The sequence below is a fragment of the Flavobacterium sp. MDT1-60 genome (genome assembly GCF_014844035.1).
In the GTDB taxonomy this organism is placed as follows: domain Bacteria; phylum Bacteroidota; class Bacteroidia; order Flavobacteriales; family Flavobacteriaceae; genus Flavobacterium.
Genome location: NZ_CP062159.1, coordinates 2,028,307 through 2,044,524, shown reverse-complemented (window position 1 = coordinate 2,044,524; position 16,218 = coordinate 2,028,307). Strand labels below are relative to the sequence as shown.

The window sequence follows — 16,218 nt, the reverse complement described above, 5'->3', positions numbered from 1 at the left end:
AAACTACAAAAAACAATCTTGATTTCGATGTAACTTCAATAACCGAAAATTATTTTTCTCTTTTCAATCAATTAAATATACTGATTGATGATATTTTCGAACAATTCTTGTTTACCGCTTTGTAAATTCAATTCACCATTTTCCTGGGCAATTTTATATAAATCAGTCAGACTTAATTTTCCTTCTTCAAAAGCTTTTCCGTTTCCAGAATCGAAAGAACTATAACGTTGTGTTCTTAATTTATCATAAGGAGAAGATGTGATAATTTTGTCAGCCGTTAATAATGCTCTGGCAAAAGTATCGGCCCCACCAATGTGAGCTAAGAATACATCTTCCATATCTGTAGAGTTCCTTCTAATTTTTGCATCAAAATTAACTCCTCCACCTTGTAGTCCACCTGCTTTTAAGAAAACCAACATTGCTTCTGTAACTTCCTGGATGTTATTTGGGAATTGATCGGTATCCCATCCGTTTTGGTAATCACCTCTGTTTGCATCTAAACTTCCTAACATTCCCGCTTTGGCAGCTACTTCCATTTCGTGTTGAAAAGTGTGTTGAGCTAATGTAGCGTGATTCACCTCGATGTTCATCTTGAAATCTTTCTCTAAGCCGTATTTATGCAAAAATCCAATAGCTGTAGCCGAATCAAAATCATATTGGTGTTTCATTGGTTCCATAGGTTTTGGCTCAATGAAGAAATTTCCTTTGAATCCTTGTGCTCTTGCGTAATCTCTTGCCTGAGCCAGGAATTGTCCCATATGATCCAATTCTCTTCCCATATCTGTGTTCAGCAAAGTCATATAACCTTCACGACCTCCCCAGAATACATAGTTTTCTCCTCCTAAAGCAATAGTAGCATCCAATGCCAATTTTATTTGACCTCCAGCTCTTGCCAATACATTAAAATCCGGATTAGTAGCAGCACCGTTCATATATCTTGGATTAGAAAAACAGTTTGCAGTTCCCCAAAGTAATTTCACTCCGGAAGCGGCTTGTTTTTCTTTCAAATATTCTGTAATGGTAGCCAATCTGCTTTCTGATTCTGCGAAAGTAGCTCCTTCATTAACCAAGTCATAATCGTGAAAACAGTAATAGTCAAATCCCATTTTGGTAATGAATTCGAATGCTGCATCTGCTTTTTCTTTTGCGGCAGCGATAGCATCTGTAGGCTGATCCCAAGGAAAATGTTGCGTTCCAGGTCCGAATGGATCACTTCCCTGTCCGCAGAAAGTATGCCAGTAAGCAATCGCAAATCTAAAGTGCTCACGCATTGTTTTTCCAGCTACAACCTGGTCTGGATTGTAATATTTAAATGCTAAAGGATTATCTGATTCCTTTCCCTCAAATTTAATTTGACCTATACCTTTGTAGTATTCTTTATTTCCTAAAACTATCATTTGTTCTTTTATTTATTTGTTAATATTAATTCTAATTCTTGTTTCCATTTCTGATATGCCTTTTCATACGGCTCTTTGTTTTTCAATGGTAAAAAAGTCATTACGTGATCGTTCGTTGTAATACTTGAACCAAATTTATTGTAATCACCATCTTTTAAACCAACTGCTCTTGCCGCGCCAACTGCTCCCGTTGTATTGTAAATTTCGATTTCGTGTCCAATTAATGTAGCAACGGTATTGGAGAAAATTTCAGAACGAAACAAATTGTCGTTTCCGGCTCTGATGACATTAATTGTAGCATTGTCGTCTTTTAAACATTCCATTCCATACACAAATGAAAAGGCAATTCCTTCCAGAGAAGCTCTGAATAAATGCGCACTGTGGTGAATATTTAAATTCAGATTTAAAAAGTGAGTTCCGATATTTTTGTTGTTGAACATACGCTCAGCACCATTTCCAAACGGAATTACCACTACACCTTCAGATCCAATTGCAATTTTTGAAGCTTTACGATTCATTGATTCGTAAGTTTCATCACCCATATTATTGCGCAGCCAGCGATACTGAATTCCGGCGCCATTTATGTTTAATAATTTACCTATTCGGGGTGTTTCAACTTCGTAATTAACGTGTACAAAATTGTTAACCCTGTTTGTTTTATTTCCTGTAGACATTTCGCTTACGGCATAAAAAACTCCGGAAGTTCCGCCTGTTGCCGCCACTTCTCCCGGATTTAAAACATTTAATGCCAAGGCATTATTCGGCTGATCTCCTGCTCTGTAAACAACCGGAATTCCAACAGGAAGTCCTGATTCTTTTGAAGCCTTTTCGTTTAAAGTTCCCTGATTGGTAAAATTTTCAACGATCTCCGGAGTCAACGACTGATCGATTCCGTAATAATCCAACAACCAGTTGGCCACTTTGTTTTCTTTATAATCCCAAAGCATTCCTTCAGACAAACCATTTTTTGTTGTGGTTACTTTTCCGGTAAGTTTATAGGCAATATAATCACCCGGCAACATATATTTATAAATCTTCTTATAGATTTCAGGTTCGTTTTCCTTCACCCACTTTAATTTTGAAGCGGTGAAATTTCCCGGAGAATTCAACAAATGCTCTGAACATTTTTCTGCCCCTATTTCGGCGTAAGCCTTATTTCCAATTTCAACCGCTCGGCTGTCGCACCAAATAATGGAGTTACGCAAAGGGTTGCATGCATCATCCACAATAACCAATCCGTGCATCTGATAGGAAATACCAACGCCCTGAATTTTAGATGCATCTATATTAGCTTCACGAATAGCTCTTTTGGTAGCCGTGCAAATGTGCTGCCACCAAATTTCAGGATCCTGTTCCGCCCAATCAGAATGTAGCGACACAATTTCCATTTCGTTTTGCGGCTCATTCAAAACAATTATTTTTTTGCCTGTTTCAGCCTCAACGATAGCTACTTTTACAGACGAGCTTCCAATATCATATCCTATATAATACATAACTTATAATGATTCTCTTAAAATTAAATTTGTTGGTATATAACACTGCACAACTTCATCATGCGTGATAAATGCCGCAGCTTTTGTTCCTAGTTCCTTAAAATCAGTTGATACAACCGAGATTCCTTTGTATATAAATTTCTTCATTGGCGTTTCATTGTAAGATAAAAAGCCAACATCTTCTCCAGGCTCTAAATCCTTCTCTTTGCATTGCTCTAAAAAATGTCCTAAAATCCTGTCGCTGATACTGATGTAAGCAATTCCTTTTTCGATATTGAACTTTTTTGCATCGGTAATAATTTCGTTTTCAAAATTAAAATCGGTACAAAATTTCTTAAAAAACACTACTGTTTCTTTTGGATGACTCGTATAATCAGGATAAATAAAATGAATGCTTTTATACTTTTTAAACAAATCAACAGCCTCTTTCAGTGCGTTATAAAATGATTTCCCGAAATCCTGAAAAATATAATTATTCTCTTTTTTTGAATGGATATTCCAATCAATCAAAAGCAATTTATCATTCGAAATTGCCGATAATGTGGGCGCTACTTCTTTATCATCAAAATTCATTACCACATATTTGTAATATTTCCCGACACTGTTATTAATGATGGTTTTAAAAACATCAATATTATAGTGATGAAACTGCACATCGGTAATTACATTGTCCGGCAAATTATTCACAAACGAGTGATACAAAACTTCTTTATAGGCCTTGAAAGTATCTAATACCAAAAGCACTTTTCGTGTCTCGCCTGAAACGTAATAGCCTTTATTCGGAACAGAATCAATTACATTCTGATCCTTCAAAATAGTGTAAGCTTTAAAAACAGTATCTCTTGACAACTGATTTTCTTTACAAATTGCATTTACAGACGGAAGCAAATCTCCTTTTTGCAGAATATTCTCTGCAATGGCATTATTTATTCCGTTGACCAACTGCTGGTATTTCGGAATATCACTGTCGTGATTGATTACAAATACAAATTTTTCCTGCGCTTCGTTTAACATACTGTTCCGTTCTGTTCTGGTATGCTAAATTAGATAAATGTTTGTAATAAAAAAATACTTTTTACAATAAAAATGTTAACTTTTAAAATAATGTGGGCGTGTCCCGCCGAAAAAGGCGTGCCGGGCTATCCGCTACAAGTCCTCGCACTTCCTTCGTCAGGCTCCGGGCTTTCCACTGCTATCCCTCACGCAAATCGCTTTCAAAAGATGTGGCATAATACTAATTTTGAAAGCTTCAGCACAGCGTAATATATATAGCAAAAAATCACTACAACTTTAAAAGCTCCAGCGGAGCACGATCAAAAACTAAAACATGTCACCCCGATGGGGTTCCATTTACAAATAATGTATCAATTCTACAAATATGTCGTCCTTATGGGACTTTCTTACAATTACTTATTTTTTAGTTCATGCAAAATTATTCTACATCCCAAGCTCCAGCGGAGCGTAATATTTATAGCAAAAAAATCATCATAATTCTAAAAGCTCCAGCGGAACGCGATCAAAAACTAAAACATGTCACCCCGATGGGGTTTCATTTACAATAACATTTCAATTCTATAAATATGGTATCCCTATCGGACTTTGTAACAATTACTTATTTTTTAGTTCATGCAAAATTATTCTACATCCCAAGCTCCAGCGGAGCGTAATATTTATAGCAAAAAAATCATCACAATTCTAAAAGCTCCGGCGGAGCGCGATCAAAAACTAAAACATGTCACCCCGATGGGGTTTCATTTACAATAACATTTCAATTCTATAAATATGGTATCCCTATCGGACTTTGTAACAATTCATTTTTTTTAGTTCATGCAAAATTATTCTACATCCCGAGCTCCAACGGAGCGTAATATTTATAGCAAAAAAATCATCACAATTCTAAAAGCTCCGACGGAGCGATATTACGACCAATGATCACACCCAGATGGAGTTTATTTGCAATAACATATCAATTTTCTAAATATGATGTCCCACTGGGACTTATTTACTCATTAAACCACTCAAATACTACATCACAAACAACCGGTTGTGATTTTCTTAAAATTTTTTTAATGCTTATTTCTCTTTCTATCATAAGGATCAATCGTAACAATCGAGCCATCCGCATTGTATTCAATTTTGGTCACTTTGATAGATCTTAAATGCGTTACTCCTTTTGACAAGCTTGAATCATGATAAAACAAATACCACTCGTTTTCAATCTCACAAATAGAATGATGAGAAGTCCAGCCAATTACGGGGTTCAGAATTCTGCCTTTATACGTAAAAGGCCCGTATGGGGTATCTCCTATCGCGTAACAAATAAAATGAGTATCACCGGTTGAATAAGAGAAATAATATTTACCATTATATTTATGCACCCATGAAGCTTCAAAAAAACGACGATCATTATCGCCTGCTAATAAGACAGCCCCATTTTCATCCAGAATTTTGATTTCTTTTGGTTCTTCGGCAAATTCTTTCATGTCATCCGATAATAAGGCTACAATTGGCCCTAATGCAGGTTCATTTGAAGAAGGTTCTTCATTTGATTCATCGTATTTATTGTTTCGGTACTTTTGAAGCTGACCTCCCCAAATACCACCAAAATACATATAATGTTTCCCATCTTTGTCTTCAAAAACTGCAGGATCAATAGTGTAACTTCCTTTAATTGCTTCCGGTTCTGGTGTAAAGGGACCAGTTGGCGAATCGCTTATTGCTACTCCAATCTGAAAAATTCCGTTGGTACGTTTGGCCGGAAAGTATAAATAGTATTTTCCGTTTTTGCACGCAGCATCCGGCGCCCACATTTGTCGCTCTGCCCACGGAACATCATTTACATGCAAAGCAAGACCATTATCTACTGCTTCAGCATTTACGTTTTCCATCGAAATGACATGATAGTCCTCCATTCCAAAATGATCTCCATTGTCATTAAAAGGGATTCCGGCATCAATATCGTGTGACGGATAAATATATATTTTTCCATTAAAAACGTGTGCCGATGGATCAGCAGTATACATATGATTTACTAATGGATTCGAGATTGCTCGTTTACTTAACTCTAAAAAGTCAATATTTTCAATACTATCTTCAGGCATTTTTTTTCAGGTTTTTTTTTAATTTTTTAAAATAAGCTAGGCTCTTCTTTCTTTTAAATCCGATTCAATCCGGATTTCCATTTTCTTGTCTATTTTATAGAAAAACAATAGCGCAACACCAATCAGAAATGGAATTGCAGGGAAAACGCTGACTAGCAGTTTTATTCCGTTAATTGCAATATCAGATTGGGTTAATGAATTCGGAACATAATCAAAATGCCCTAACAATGAAGTTGTTAAAGCTCCTCCAATACTCAAACCGGCTTTTAAACCCACCATCATGGCCGAAAAAATAATGGCAGTCGCACGACGGTTATTTAACCATTCTGAATAATCGGCAACATCTGCAATCATGGCCCACAGAATCGGGATTGTGATTCCGTAAAAGAATCCGTGCAGGATTTGAGAGACAAAAATCAGGCTGATTGATTTTGAAGAAAAGAAATAGAAAGCCAATATAAATAAAGTAGAGACAAATAGAAAGGAACCAAAAATGTTTCGCTTACCGTATTTATCTGCTAATCTTTTTGATAAAGTGATTCCGACGATCATAAAAATAATTCCGCCGGCATTAAACAAACCAAATCCTGCCGCAATAGGATCATTCCCAAATTGATTCAATCCAATATTAGCTAAACCGTCCAGAATAGGCTGAATAAAAATCGCCAATTGTTGTTTGTCGACATAATTTTCGAAATAATAAACATACGACCCGCCTTTCATCGCTAACGTAATAAACACTAAAGTTGTCAGCGCCAGCATGATTAACCATGGTTTATTTTTCATTAAGTCATTTAAATCTTCTTTAACACTTGACTTCTGTTCCGGTTTCGGAACGATACGTTCTTTAGTCGTGAAAAAAGTAATTAAAAGCATTATAGTTCCAATGATAGCCAAAACGGTCATTACCTTTTCGATACCAACAGCTTTGTCACCATTTCCGGCACTTTTTATAATTCCGAGCATAAAAACCTGAACAAAAAACTGCGCAAACATTACGGCAACAAAACGATAAGACGACAAACTATTGCGTTCGCCCATATCACCTGTAATTACACCACTCAAAGCCGAATAAGGCAAATTATTGCTTGCGTAAAAAAGTAAAAGCAAGGTATAAGTTACAACAGCATAAATTACTTTACCGTGATAAGCGAAATTAGGAGTTGTAAAAGCCAACAAAGCAATTACTCCTAACGGCACTGCAGTCCATAAAATCCAGGGTCTGAATTTTCCCCATTTGGTACTGGTTCTGTCCGCCAAAACACCAATAATCGGATTAAAAACAAAAGCTGCAATCAAACCGACAACCAACATAATAATAGAAGAATCTGTAGGCGATAATCCATAAATATCGGTATAAAAATAAGCCAGGTAAGTCATCAGGGTCTGAAAAACTAAATTGGCTGCAAGGTCGCCTAAGCTGTATCCAATTTTTTCTTTTATGGATAGTTTTTGAGTATTAAAATTCATTCTTCTTTTGTGGTTATTTTGGGTTAGTTTTATAATCAAATTTCATTAAAACTAGATTATTTCATAAGCTCTTGTACTGATTTCAAAAGGCTTTTACTTAAGCAATCGGTTGTGTAAAATTAGCAAAAAAAACATACCATCCAAATTTACTTTACTTTATTGCAATATTTTTTCCAGAAACAACCAGTTGCACTAATTCTTTAAAGCCTTGTCAATGCTGTTATTCTTTTGATTCTTTAATTTCATTACACTATCATACCCTTTTTTCGGCTGAAGCTGCACATCAAATAATAAAGGATAATTCGTACGACCCTTTATCGGCCAGTCATTTAACCATGATTGTCCATCATGAACACCCCAAAAAGTGACACGGCTAATTTTGTCTTTGTGTTTTAGAAATAATCTAAAAATATCTTCATAACGCTTCGCCAGTTGTGTCTGAACAGCATCCGGAAGTTTTTCAGGATATGGATTCATTTTGGCACTTCCTTCAAAATTCTGATTTACATCTGCGCCTTGTAAATCCCATGGATTTGGTAACACTGTTATATCTAATTCTGTAAAAGCGACTTTCAAACCCAAAGCCGAATACGCCAAAATACTTTCTTCAATTTCTTGTAAAGAAGGACTTTCCAATCGCCAGTGCGCCTGGATACCTACTCCGTCTACTTTACCGCCGCCCGCTTTTACTTTTTTGATTAAATTAATTGTGCCTTGTCTTTTAGCTGGTGCTTCATTATTATAATCGTTGTAATATAAGTCCACTTTTGGATCCGCTGTTGCCGCTAATTTAAAAGCATCAATAAGATATTGTTCTCCCAGTGTATTCAAAAAAACGGATTTTCTTAACGTCCCATCTTCATTCAAGGCTTCGTTCACAACATCCCAGGAACCAATTCTTCCTTTGTATTTAGAAACGATTGTCGTAATATGATCTTTCATAAAAGCTTTCATTTCCGTACTGTCCTTGATTTTTTCCATCCAGGGTGCCAATTGACTGTGCCAGATTAAGGTATGACCGTGAATAAACATTTTGTTTTTTTCGCCATAGGACACAAATTTATCAGACATTGTAAAATCATATTTGTCTTTTTGTGGATGTACAAACATCGACTTCATGATATTTTCTGCTGTAATCGCATTAAATTCTTTGCGAATTAATGCATCTTCTTTAGCATTTTTTTCTTCAATTTGACTGGCACTCAAAGCAGTTCCGATGTAAAAATCTTTTTTATAGGCGTCTTTCAGAGAGCTGACCTTTTTTTGCGCTGTACAATTTACAAACAGCAATGTGGTTATTGCCAGTAAACAGGGTTTAATTAATTTCATTTTTTTTATTTTTTGGTTGATAGTGATTTTTCTAAAACAATGATCTTAAAGGTTTTAAATCTGTCAGATCCGATCTACGTTCATAGTTTGTCATTTCGACGTGAGGAGAAATCCTCGCACGCTGAGCACGCACTGTTGCGGAGTTTCTTGCGAAGATTTCTCCCTTCGGTCGAAATGACAAAAAGAACGGATTCATTCATAATTGTTACTTTTGAAAACTTTCCGGCGGTCCTAGATAAGATTCCAAAATTTTTCCTGAATCGGTTTCAATTACAATCTTCTGAAGCACTAAAGCAGGATCGATTCCGTAAAATTTTAAAGTATGATTCCCTGTTTTTTCAATTGTATGGGATGAGGTTATTATTTTAATGTTATCGGCGACAGCCTTATTCCAGGTTTTATCCGAATCCTTTTCATTAAAATTGATGATTCGTGGTTTTTCGTTATCAATAGCGATTCCATATTTCAATCCGTCATGTACAGAAAAATTGATTGTTGGTGAAAAATAAGCGTGCACTTTTACTTCTCCTGTACTGAAGAGATGTACATCATATTCTAATATCGGTGATTTATCCGAAACGATACTACTTGCCACATTTGATGGCTTTAAAGTTACTCCTGATTCGGTTTTTCCTATATTTGAAATTGTCGTCCATTTCACCTCTGAATTAATTGCTCTCGAATAATGCTGAGCTTCAATCGACACAAATCCATTGCTTTCAACAAAACCTTTTACTTCGCTTAAATCAATATTTTTAGTATTTACAATTACAGTGAAATTTTGATTATTGGCTGAAATTGTAAATTGACTTTTTGCATCATTTTTCGGAGCTTTTTTCCAGTCAATACTGATCAATATTCTTTCTTCCAGATTAATTTTTCCTTTTGATTTTGAGAACTTAATCCAATTCTCTTTAGAAGTTATTTTGAAGTCAAAAGGAATAGTTCCTCTGTTGAAAATATCTACAAAATAAGCTTTGTTTTCAGCTGAATTAAAAGTGGGCAAAACAATTTCTGTGGCAGTATTTGTCCACCAATTTGCAGAACCTTCAATAGCTATTCCTGCCTCTGCTTTGTTTGACAACTCAATAATTTTCGTTTCCGGAATTACATTATTTTTCGGCTCTTGCCACGAAGTATACCCAATATGCGTTTGCGCCATCATATGATTCCACTTGCCATTTGCGAGTTTGGTATGATAATAATTCGTCAGCAAACTATCTTTTTGAAATAATTCTTTTACTTGTTTTGCATACGCATTTGCAGAAGCTCTTCCCTGACTGGCATACAGCTTATTTTTAGCCGTTGCAACGTACAATTCATTCAAATTTGCACTTGCCAACACCGGAAATAAAACCAACTGATAAAAAGCATCCTTGTATTCCGGTTTTATTTTTTCATTGACTGCATTGGCTTTTTCAACCAGCTTTTTATAATCGGCTAAAACTGTTTCTGCTTCGTTATAATTCGTAATGCTATACGTTTTCTCGTTCAGCAATTCCGGTTTTCGTCTGGAATTGTATTTGGTGTATAATTTTATGATTTCTGCAATTTCCTCTGTATTCTGATCATCAAAGTTTTCTTTTGCCCATTGCACATAGTATTGCTCTAAATTTCCGGCATTCCATTTTTCCGGATTCCAGGCCATGTCAAGGAAAAACTCCGTTGGAAATTCCATTGGTTTGATATCGCCTACATTCACAATCCAAATTTTATCGACTCCATATTGGTACGCCAAATCCATTTGTTCCCAGGTGCGTTCGATTTGGTTTGTGTTAATCCATTTGTAATTTCGGGGTCCGCCCACATAATCAAAATGGTAATAGATTCCGTAACCGCCTTTTCTTGGTTTAGCGCTAAGTTGAGGTAATTTCCTGATATTTCCCCAATTGTCATCGCACAACAAAAGCGTAATATCGTCCGGAACACGCATTCCTTTATCGTAATAATCCTGAACTTCTTTGTAAAGTGCCCACATTTGAGGCGTTTCTTCAATCGGCTTTTTAGTAGTTTCTTTTATGATTTCCCGTTGCGTTTTTACGATATTTTCTAACAAATCAATTGCCGTTCCTTGTGTCATCGGTTCGTCCCCATCGCCACGCATCCCCACGGTTACAATCGTTTCTGTATTACCCATTCTTTTCATTCCTTCTTTCCAAAATGAAATGAGGTTTTCAGAATTGGTGCTAAAATCCCATTTTCCTTTGCCTAATTTTGCCCATTCCGCATGTGCTCTTGTCAGCGGTTCGTGATGCGAAGTTCCCATTACGATTCCGTATTCATCAGCTAAAACAGCATTTTGAGGATCATCTACATAAAACATTCTTCCCCACATTGAGGGCCACAAATAATTGCCTTTCATTCTCAGAATTAATTCAAAAACCTTGTCGTAGAATTTTGCGTTAAATCCGCCATACGTATCAAACGCCCAGCCTGACAATGCCGGAGCTTCATCGTTTATGAAAATGCCACGGTATTTTACTTTTGGTTCTCCATTAGAATGAATTCCGGATAAAACATGCAATTCTGATTGCTTTTTCACGGGAACATCAGCCCAGAAATACCACGGAGAAATACCAATTTGATTCGACAAATCATACATTCCATAAATAGTTCCTCTTTTGTCCGAACCCGCAATAACTAATGCTTTTTTTATTCCGACTGAAGGATTATCAACAATTTGAGTGGTGAATTTCTCCCATTTTCCCTTCAGTTGACTGGCATCAATTTTTCCTTCACGAACCAATTGATCTATAATTTCGCTTTTTCCGATTGTGCCAATAATGACAACAAAATCTTTGGTCTCTGAAATTGAATTAATTTGTTTTGGATGAACATTCGTTACTTTAAAAAGGTCATTTTCTAAATGTCCTGCAACGCGCAGCACTCCCGGAAAATCATTATTGCTTATTAATATAGAGGCCACTTTTCCTTTTGATGCCAAAGGGAAAGTTTCAGGGGAAACTTTGTTTACTACATATTTTTCTCCGTTAATGGCATACAATTTTGTGCTGATTCCAAAAAGGAAAAGCAGTAGTATTATTGACAATAAAGGAGATTTTAGTAAACGCATGATATTTTTTTATTGATATTTAATTCTAATAGTAACCACATTAAGCTGACCACAATCTTGTCATCCCGAGGAACGAGGGATCACACCAGAAATTCCGCAAAGTAATTCGCCAATCGTTGTCGAGTTTCGAGTGTGATCCCTCGTTCCTCGGGATGACAAAAATGCGTTTAACTAGCTAACGTCCACGTAAACCTGACGGATTTTAAACCCGTTAGGTTTACGTTGCAGACTCATAGATTCAATTTATAAGCAATTCCCATTTCCAAACCCCTTAATTCGGCCAGACCTTTTAATCTTCCTACTAAAGAATAGCCAGGATATGTTTCTGTCTTTTCATCAACATCATGCAAAAATCCATGATCCGGACGCATTGGTAAACTCACTTTTCTTTTATTCATCAATAAAAGCAGTTTTTCAACGATAACTTCCATTTTAGAATCGCCGTTTAAATGTTCTGATTCTCTGAAAATGTTTGCGCTTTCGCGGATGGTATTTCGAAGATGTAAGAAGTGAATTCTATCTCCAAAATCGTCTATAATTCTCTCCAGATTATTTTTTGGATCTGCACCCAAAGAACCCGTGCAATAACAAAGTCCATTTGCATTTGAAGGAACAGCATCAAAAATGGCTTTGATATCTTTTTCTGTTGAAACAATTCGGGGTAAACCTAAAACCGAAAACGGCGGATCATCCGGATGAATCGCCAATTTCGAGCCATATTCATCTGCAACCGGAGTTACTTCTGATAAAAAGTAAATCAGGTTTTCTCTTAGTTTATCGTTATCAATTTCAGCGTAATTATCTAAAAGCGAAAGAATTTGTTCAGCCGTAAAATTAATTTTACTGCCCGGTAATCCTAATAAAACGTTTTTAAAAAGTAAGGCTTTCTCGTCTTCAGAAAATTTATTTCCGAATTCCAATGCCTTTGTTTTTTCTTCATCTGAGTAATCATTTTCAGCATTGGGTCTTTTCAATAAAAACACATCAAAATAAGTAAAAGCGAGCTGATTGTATAACAACGCTTTGCTTCCGTCTTCATTGATAAAATTATGTTCTGTTCGTACCCAGTCTAAAATCGGCATGAAATTATAGGTGATGATTTTAAGTCCGCAATCCGCCAGATTTTTTAAACTGATTTTATAATTTTCGATGTATTGCAAATAATTTCCCGAAGCACGTTTAATTTCTTCATGAACCGGTAAACTTTCGACAACAGCCCACTCCAATCCGGCTTCTTTGATGATTTTTTGTCTTTCTTTAATAGCATCAACTGACCAGATTTCTCCCACCGGAATCTGATGCAAAGCCGTTACAATCCCGGTTGCTCCGGCCTGCTTGATATCTCTTAAAGTAACATTATCCTGAGGGCCAAACCAACGCATGGTTTGTTGCATTTTTATCATGATATTCTTCTTTTCAATTAAAACCCAATACTGTTTCCGCCATCAACTGGTAAAACGGTTCCGGTTGTATATTTTGATTCGCTTAAAGCGAAATAATAAACGGCATCTGCAATGTCTGATGGTTCACCTAAGAATCCCATTGGCGTTCTTCCGAGTACTTTATTTTTTCTTTCCGGATCATTATCAAGTGCTGTAGATGACATTTTTGTTTTGATAAACCCAGGAGCAATACAGTTTACGCGAACTCCAAACGGTGCCAATTCTACTGCCATTGCCCTGGTCATCGATTCGATTGCGCCTTTACTTGCCGAATACGCAATTACTTTCGGAATACCATATTGTGATGCCATCGAACTGATGTTGATAATACTTCCTCCTCCATTTTCTTTCATGTTTTTTACAACGGCTTTGCTAACTGCAAAAACACTTAAAAGATTGGTATGAATTACAGACAAAAAATCTTCATCCGTAACATCTAAAAATTCTTTCTTAAGATTGATTCCGGCGTTATTTACCAAAATATCAATCGGATTTTCATTCGTTAAATTTTCAATCATTTCTGAAATTCCCGCAAGATTATTTAAATCATAAATAACCGGAATTGCATTGGATCCGATCTCTTTGCAGGCATCTTCTGTTTTCTCTTTTGATCTTCCAATTATATAGGTTTTGATTCCGTTATCACATAGTTTCTTTGCTGTTGCAAAACCCAAACCCGAATTTCCTCCGGTTACAATTGCTGTTTTTGTGCTCATAGTTTTTAATTTGAATATTTAATTTCCCGGTGCAAATGGGAATTTTAATGATTGAAAATAGTCTAAAGATTGTGTTGGTTTTTCTACTCCAGCAGGCAATTCCTTACCGGAATACTGTTGGAAATAAAGCAAGCACGCATCTCGCCACCATTTTGCTTCTTTATACTGAATTTCTAATAACATTTGTACTTCTTTGAAGCGTTCTCCATCAACAAATTTCTCTGTTTTGTTCCAAACGTTCTGCATGTCTCTTACCTGATTTACGCCTTCCTGATATTTTAACGCCAAACCATTCCAAAGCGTTTGTCCGTTTTTCAATTTATAATCCCAGGAAACATGGTGAAACCATAATAAATCTTTCTCCGGACAGGTTTCTAAATTATCAAAAATTTTCTCGACTTCAGGAGCATATTGTGCTGTAGCATTGGTTCCCGTTTTTGAGCGGTCGAAACCTATTCCGTTTTTATCGGCTTTGTGATAATACACAGGATTCCATTCTGGTCGCGACAAATTAGAAACCCATGGACCCGGACCGTAATGATGGCCGGTATCCATAATATGATGCAAACCAAGAGGCGTCATATAGTTGACAACCGCTTCACGGGATTCCATCATCATTTCTTTGACTGGTTTAATGAAATTTTCCTCATTAGAGAAAGTACACCTCAACCATTCATCAGCAATAACTTCTGAATCTAAATTTGGATTCCACGCCAATCTTCCAAAGCCGTACCAATTCGCTTGCGCAAAAGGATGTCCGGTCCAGTTTAAATCATTTCCTATGTTAGAAACTCCGGCAATTCCGGTCAATTTTGTTTTGGTTAAAGTACCATCAATGACTTTCGCAACGGTAGTACCTTTTCCTTTTCGATAGGTATCTGATTCTAAAACTTCCTGAAATAATTTTGGCAGAAAAACCAAATGGGTACTAAAGCCTAAATATTCCTGCGTGATTTGAAACTCCATCATCAAAGGTGTTTTTGGCATGGCACCAAACATTGGGTGAAAAGGTTCACGAGGCTGAAAATCGATTGCCCCATTTTTTACCTGAACAATTACATTATCTTTGAATTTTCCGTCATAAGGAACAAATTCGGCATAAGCCTGCTTCGCACGATCATTGGCATCATGTTCTGAATACACAAAAGCGCGCCACATAATTACACCTCCAAAAGGCGCAACCGCATCAGCCAGCATATTAGCACCGTCAACATGATCTCTTCCATAATTTTGAGGCCCGGGTTGTCCTTCTGAATTTGCTTTTACTAAAAATCCTCCAAAATCCGGAATTCTTTTATAAATTTCTTTGGCTTTGTTTTTCCACCAATTCGCCACATCTGCATCTTTTGGATCGGCTGTTTTTAAGCCTCCAATTTCAATTGGTGCCGAAAAACGGGCTGTCAAATAAACTTTTATTCCATATGGTCTAAACACATTCGCTAAAGCTTCAACTTTCTCTAAATATTGAGATGTTAAGATTAACGCGTTTGCATTTACATTCGTCAAAACCGTTCCGTTGATTCCGATTGACGCATTTGCTCTGGCATAATCAATATAACGCTGATCGATAAAATCAGGCAATTTTTGCCAGTTCCATAAAGAAAAACCAGCGTAACCGCGTTCAACAGTCCGGTCTAAATTATCCCAGTGATTTAAAATTCGGATATTCGTTTTTGGAGCATCAACAATATTTAATTTTTTAATGGATTTATTCGTCTGAACTAATCTTAAAAAACGATAAACGCCATATAAAACGCCAATTTCTTTTTTACCGGTAATGACAATCTGATTTTTGTTTTTTATTGAAATAGATTTAATGATAAACCCTTCATCATTGATCTGGTCAAAATTTCCGATTTCCTTTTGAATTTCCGGACTCAATACTTCTTTAGATCCAATAATGATATTATTATCTCCTTCAACTTTTGATTTAAAGCTGATTGCTTTTCCGAACATTTCGCTTAATCCGGCTTCTAATTCTTTTGAAGCAATTTTTGAAGTTTCTGAATTCCCGAAAGAAACGATTCCATTAACATCAGAAAGGTATTTTGAAACTAATTCTGTATCTGACTTTTTATCATATTGAAGCCATAATTTATAATCTTTCTGAGCCATTGTTTTAAAGGAAAACAAAAGCAGAAAAATGGGTAGTATAAATAAATGTTTCTTTGGATATCGCATCAGCTGTTTTTTGAAT

At 36.2% G+C, this 16,218-nt stretch carries 10 protein-coding genes; all 10 read right to left on the bottom strand.

Features of this window, described 5'->3' with window-relative positions; genetic code table 11:
• Positions 1–71 precede the first annotated feature (71 nt).
• Positions 72–1,397, bottom strand: a complete 1,326-nt coding sequence (xylA, locus tag IHE43_RS08865; RefSeq protein WP_192187595.1) for a xylose isomerase — start codon at positions 1,395–1,397, stop codon at positions 72–74.
• An 8-nt stretch (positions 1,398–1,405) separates the two neighbouring features.
• Positions 1,406–2,890, bottom strand: coding sequence for a xylulokinase (locus tag IHE43_RS08860; protein ID WP_192187594.1), 1,485 nt, complete (start codon positions 2,888–2,890; stop codon positions 1,406–1,408).
• A gap of 3 nt (positions 2,891–2,893) precedes the next feature.
• A complete protein-coding gene (locus IHE43_RS08855) occupies positions 2,894–3,904 on the bottom strand; it encodes a GntR family transcriptional regulator (RefSeq protein ID WP_192187593.1) in 1,011 nt (336 codons plus the stop codon).
• Between the two features lie 1,052 nt (positions 3,905–4,956).
• Complete coding sequence (locus IHE43_RS08850; protein WP_192187592.1) at positions 4,957–5,991, bottom strand: glycoside hydrolase family 43 protein; 1,035 nt, start codon at positions 5,989–5,991, stop codon at positions 4,957–4,959.
• 36 nt (positions 5,992–6,027) lie between these two features.
• Positions 6,028–7,461: an MFS transporter gene (locus IHE43_RS08845; RefSeq protein ID WP_192187591.1), complete on the bottom strand. Its 1,434-nt coding sequence runs from the start codon at positions 7,459–7,461 to the stop codon at positions 6,028–6,030.
• Positions 7,462–7,653: 192 nt separating this feature from the next.
• Complete coding sequence (locus IHE43_RS08840; protein WP_192187590.1) at positions 7,654–8,790, bottom strand: endo-1,4-beta-xylanase; 1,137 nt, start codon at positions 8,788–8,790, stop codon at positions 7,654–7,656.
• Positions 8,791–8,995: 205 nt separating this feature from the next.
• Positions 8,996–11,863 carry a glycosyl hydrolase 115 family protein gene (locus IHE43_RS08835; protein WP_192187589.1) on the bottom strand — a complete coding sequence of 956 codons (2,868 nt, stop codon included), beginning with the start codon at positions 11,861–11,863 and terminating at the stop codon, positions 8,996–8,998.
• 230 nt (positions 11,864–12,093) lie between these two features.
• A complete protein-coding gene (gene uxuA, locus IHE43_RS08830) occupies positions 12,094–13,266 on the bottom strand; it encodes a mannonate dehydratase (protein WP_192187588.1) in 1,173 nt (390 codons plus the stop codon).
• 17 nt (positions 13,267–13,283) lie between these two features.
• Complete coding sequence (locus tag IHE43_RS08825; RefSeq protein ID WP_192187587.1) at positions 13,284–14,021, bottom strand: SDR family NAD(P)-dependent oxidoreductase; 738 nt, start codon at positions 14,019–14,021, stop codon at positions 13,284–13,286.
• Positions 14,022–14,039: 18 nt separating this feature from the next.
• Complete coding sequence (locus IHE43_RS08820) at positions 14,040–16,136, bottom strand: alpha-glucuronidase family glycosyl hydrolase (protein ID WP_192187586.1); 2,097 nt, start codon at positions 16,134–16,136, stop codon at positions 14,040–14,042.
• Between the last annotated feature and the right edge of the window lie 82 nt (positions 16,137–16,218).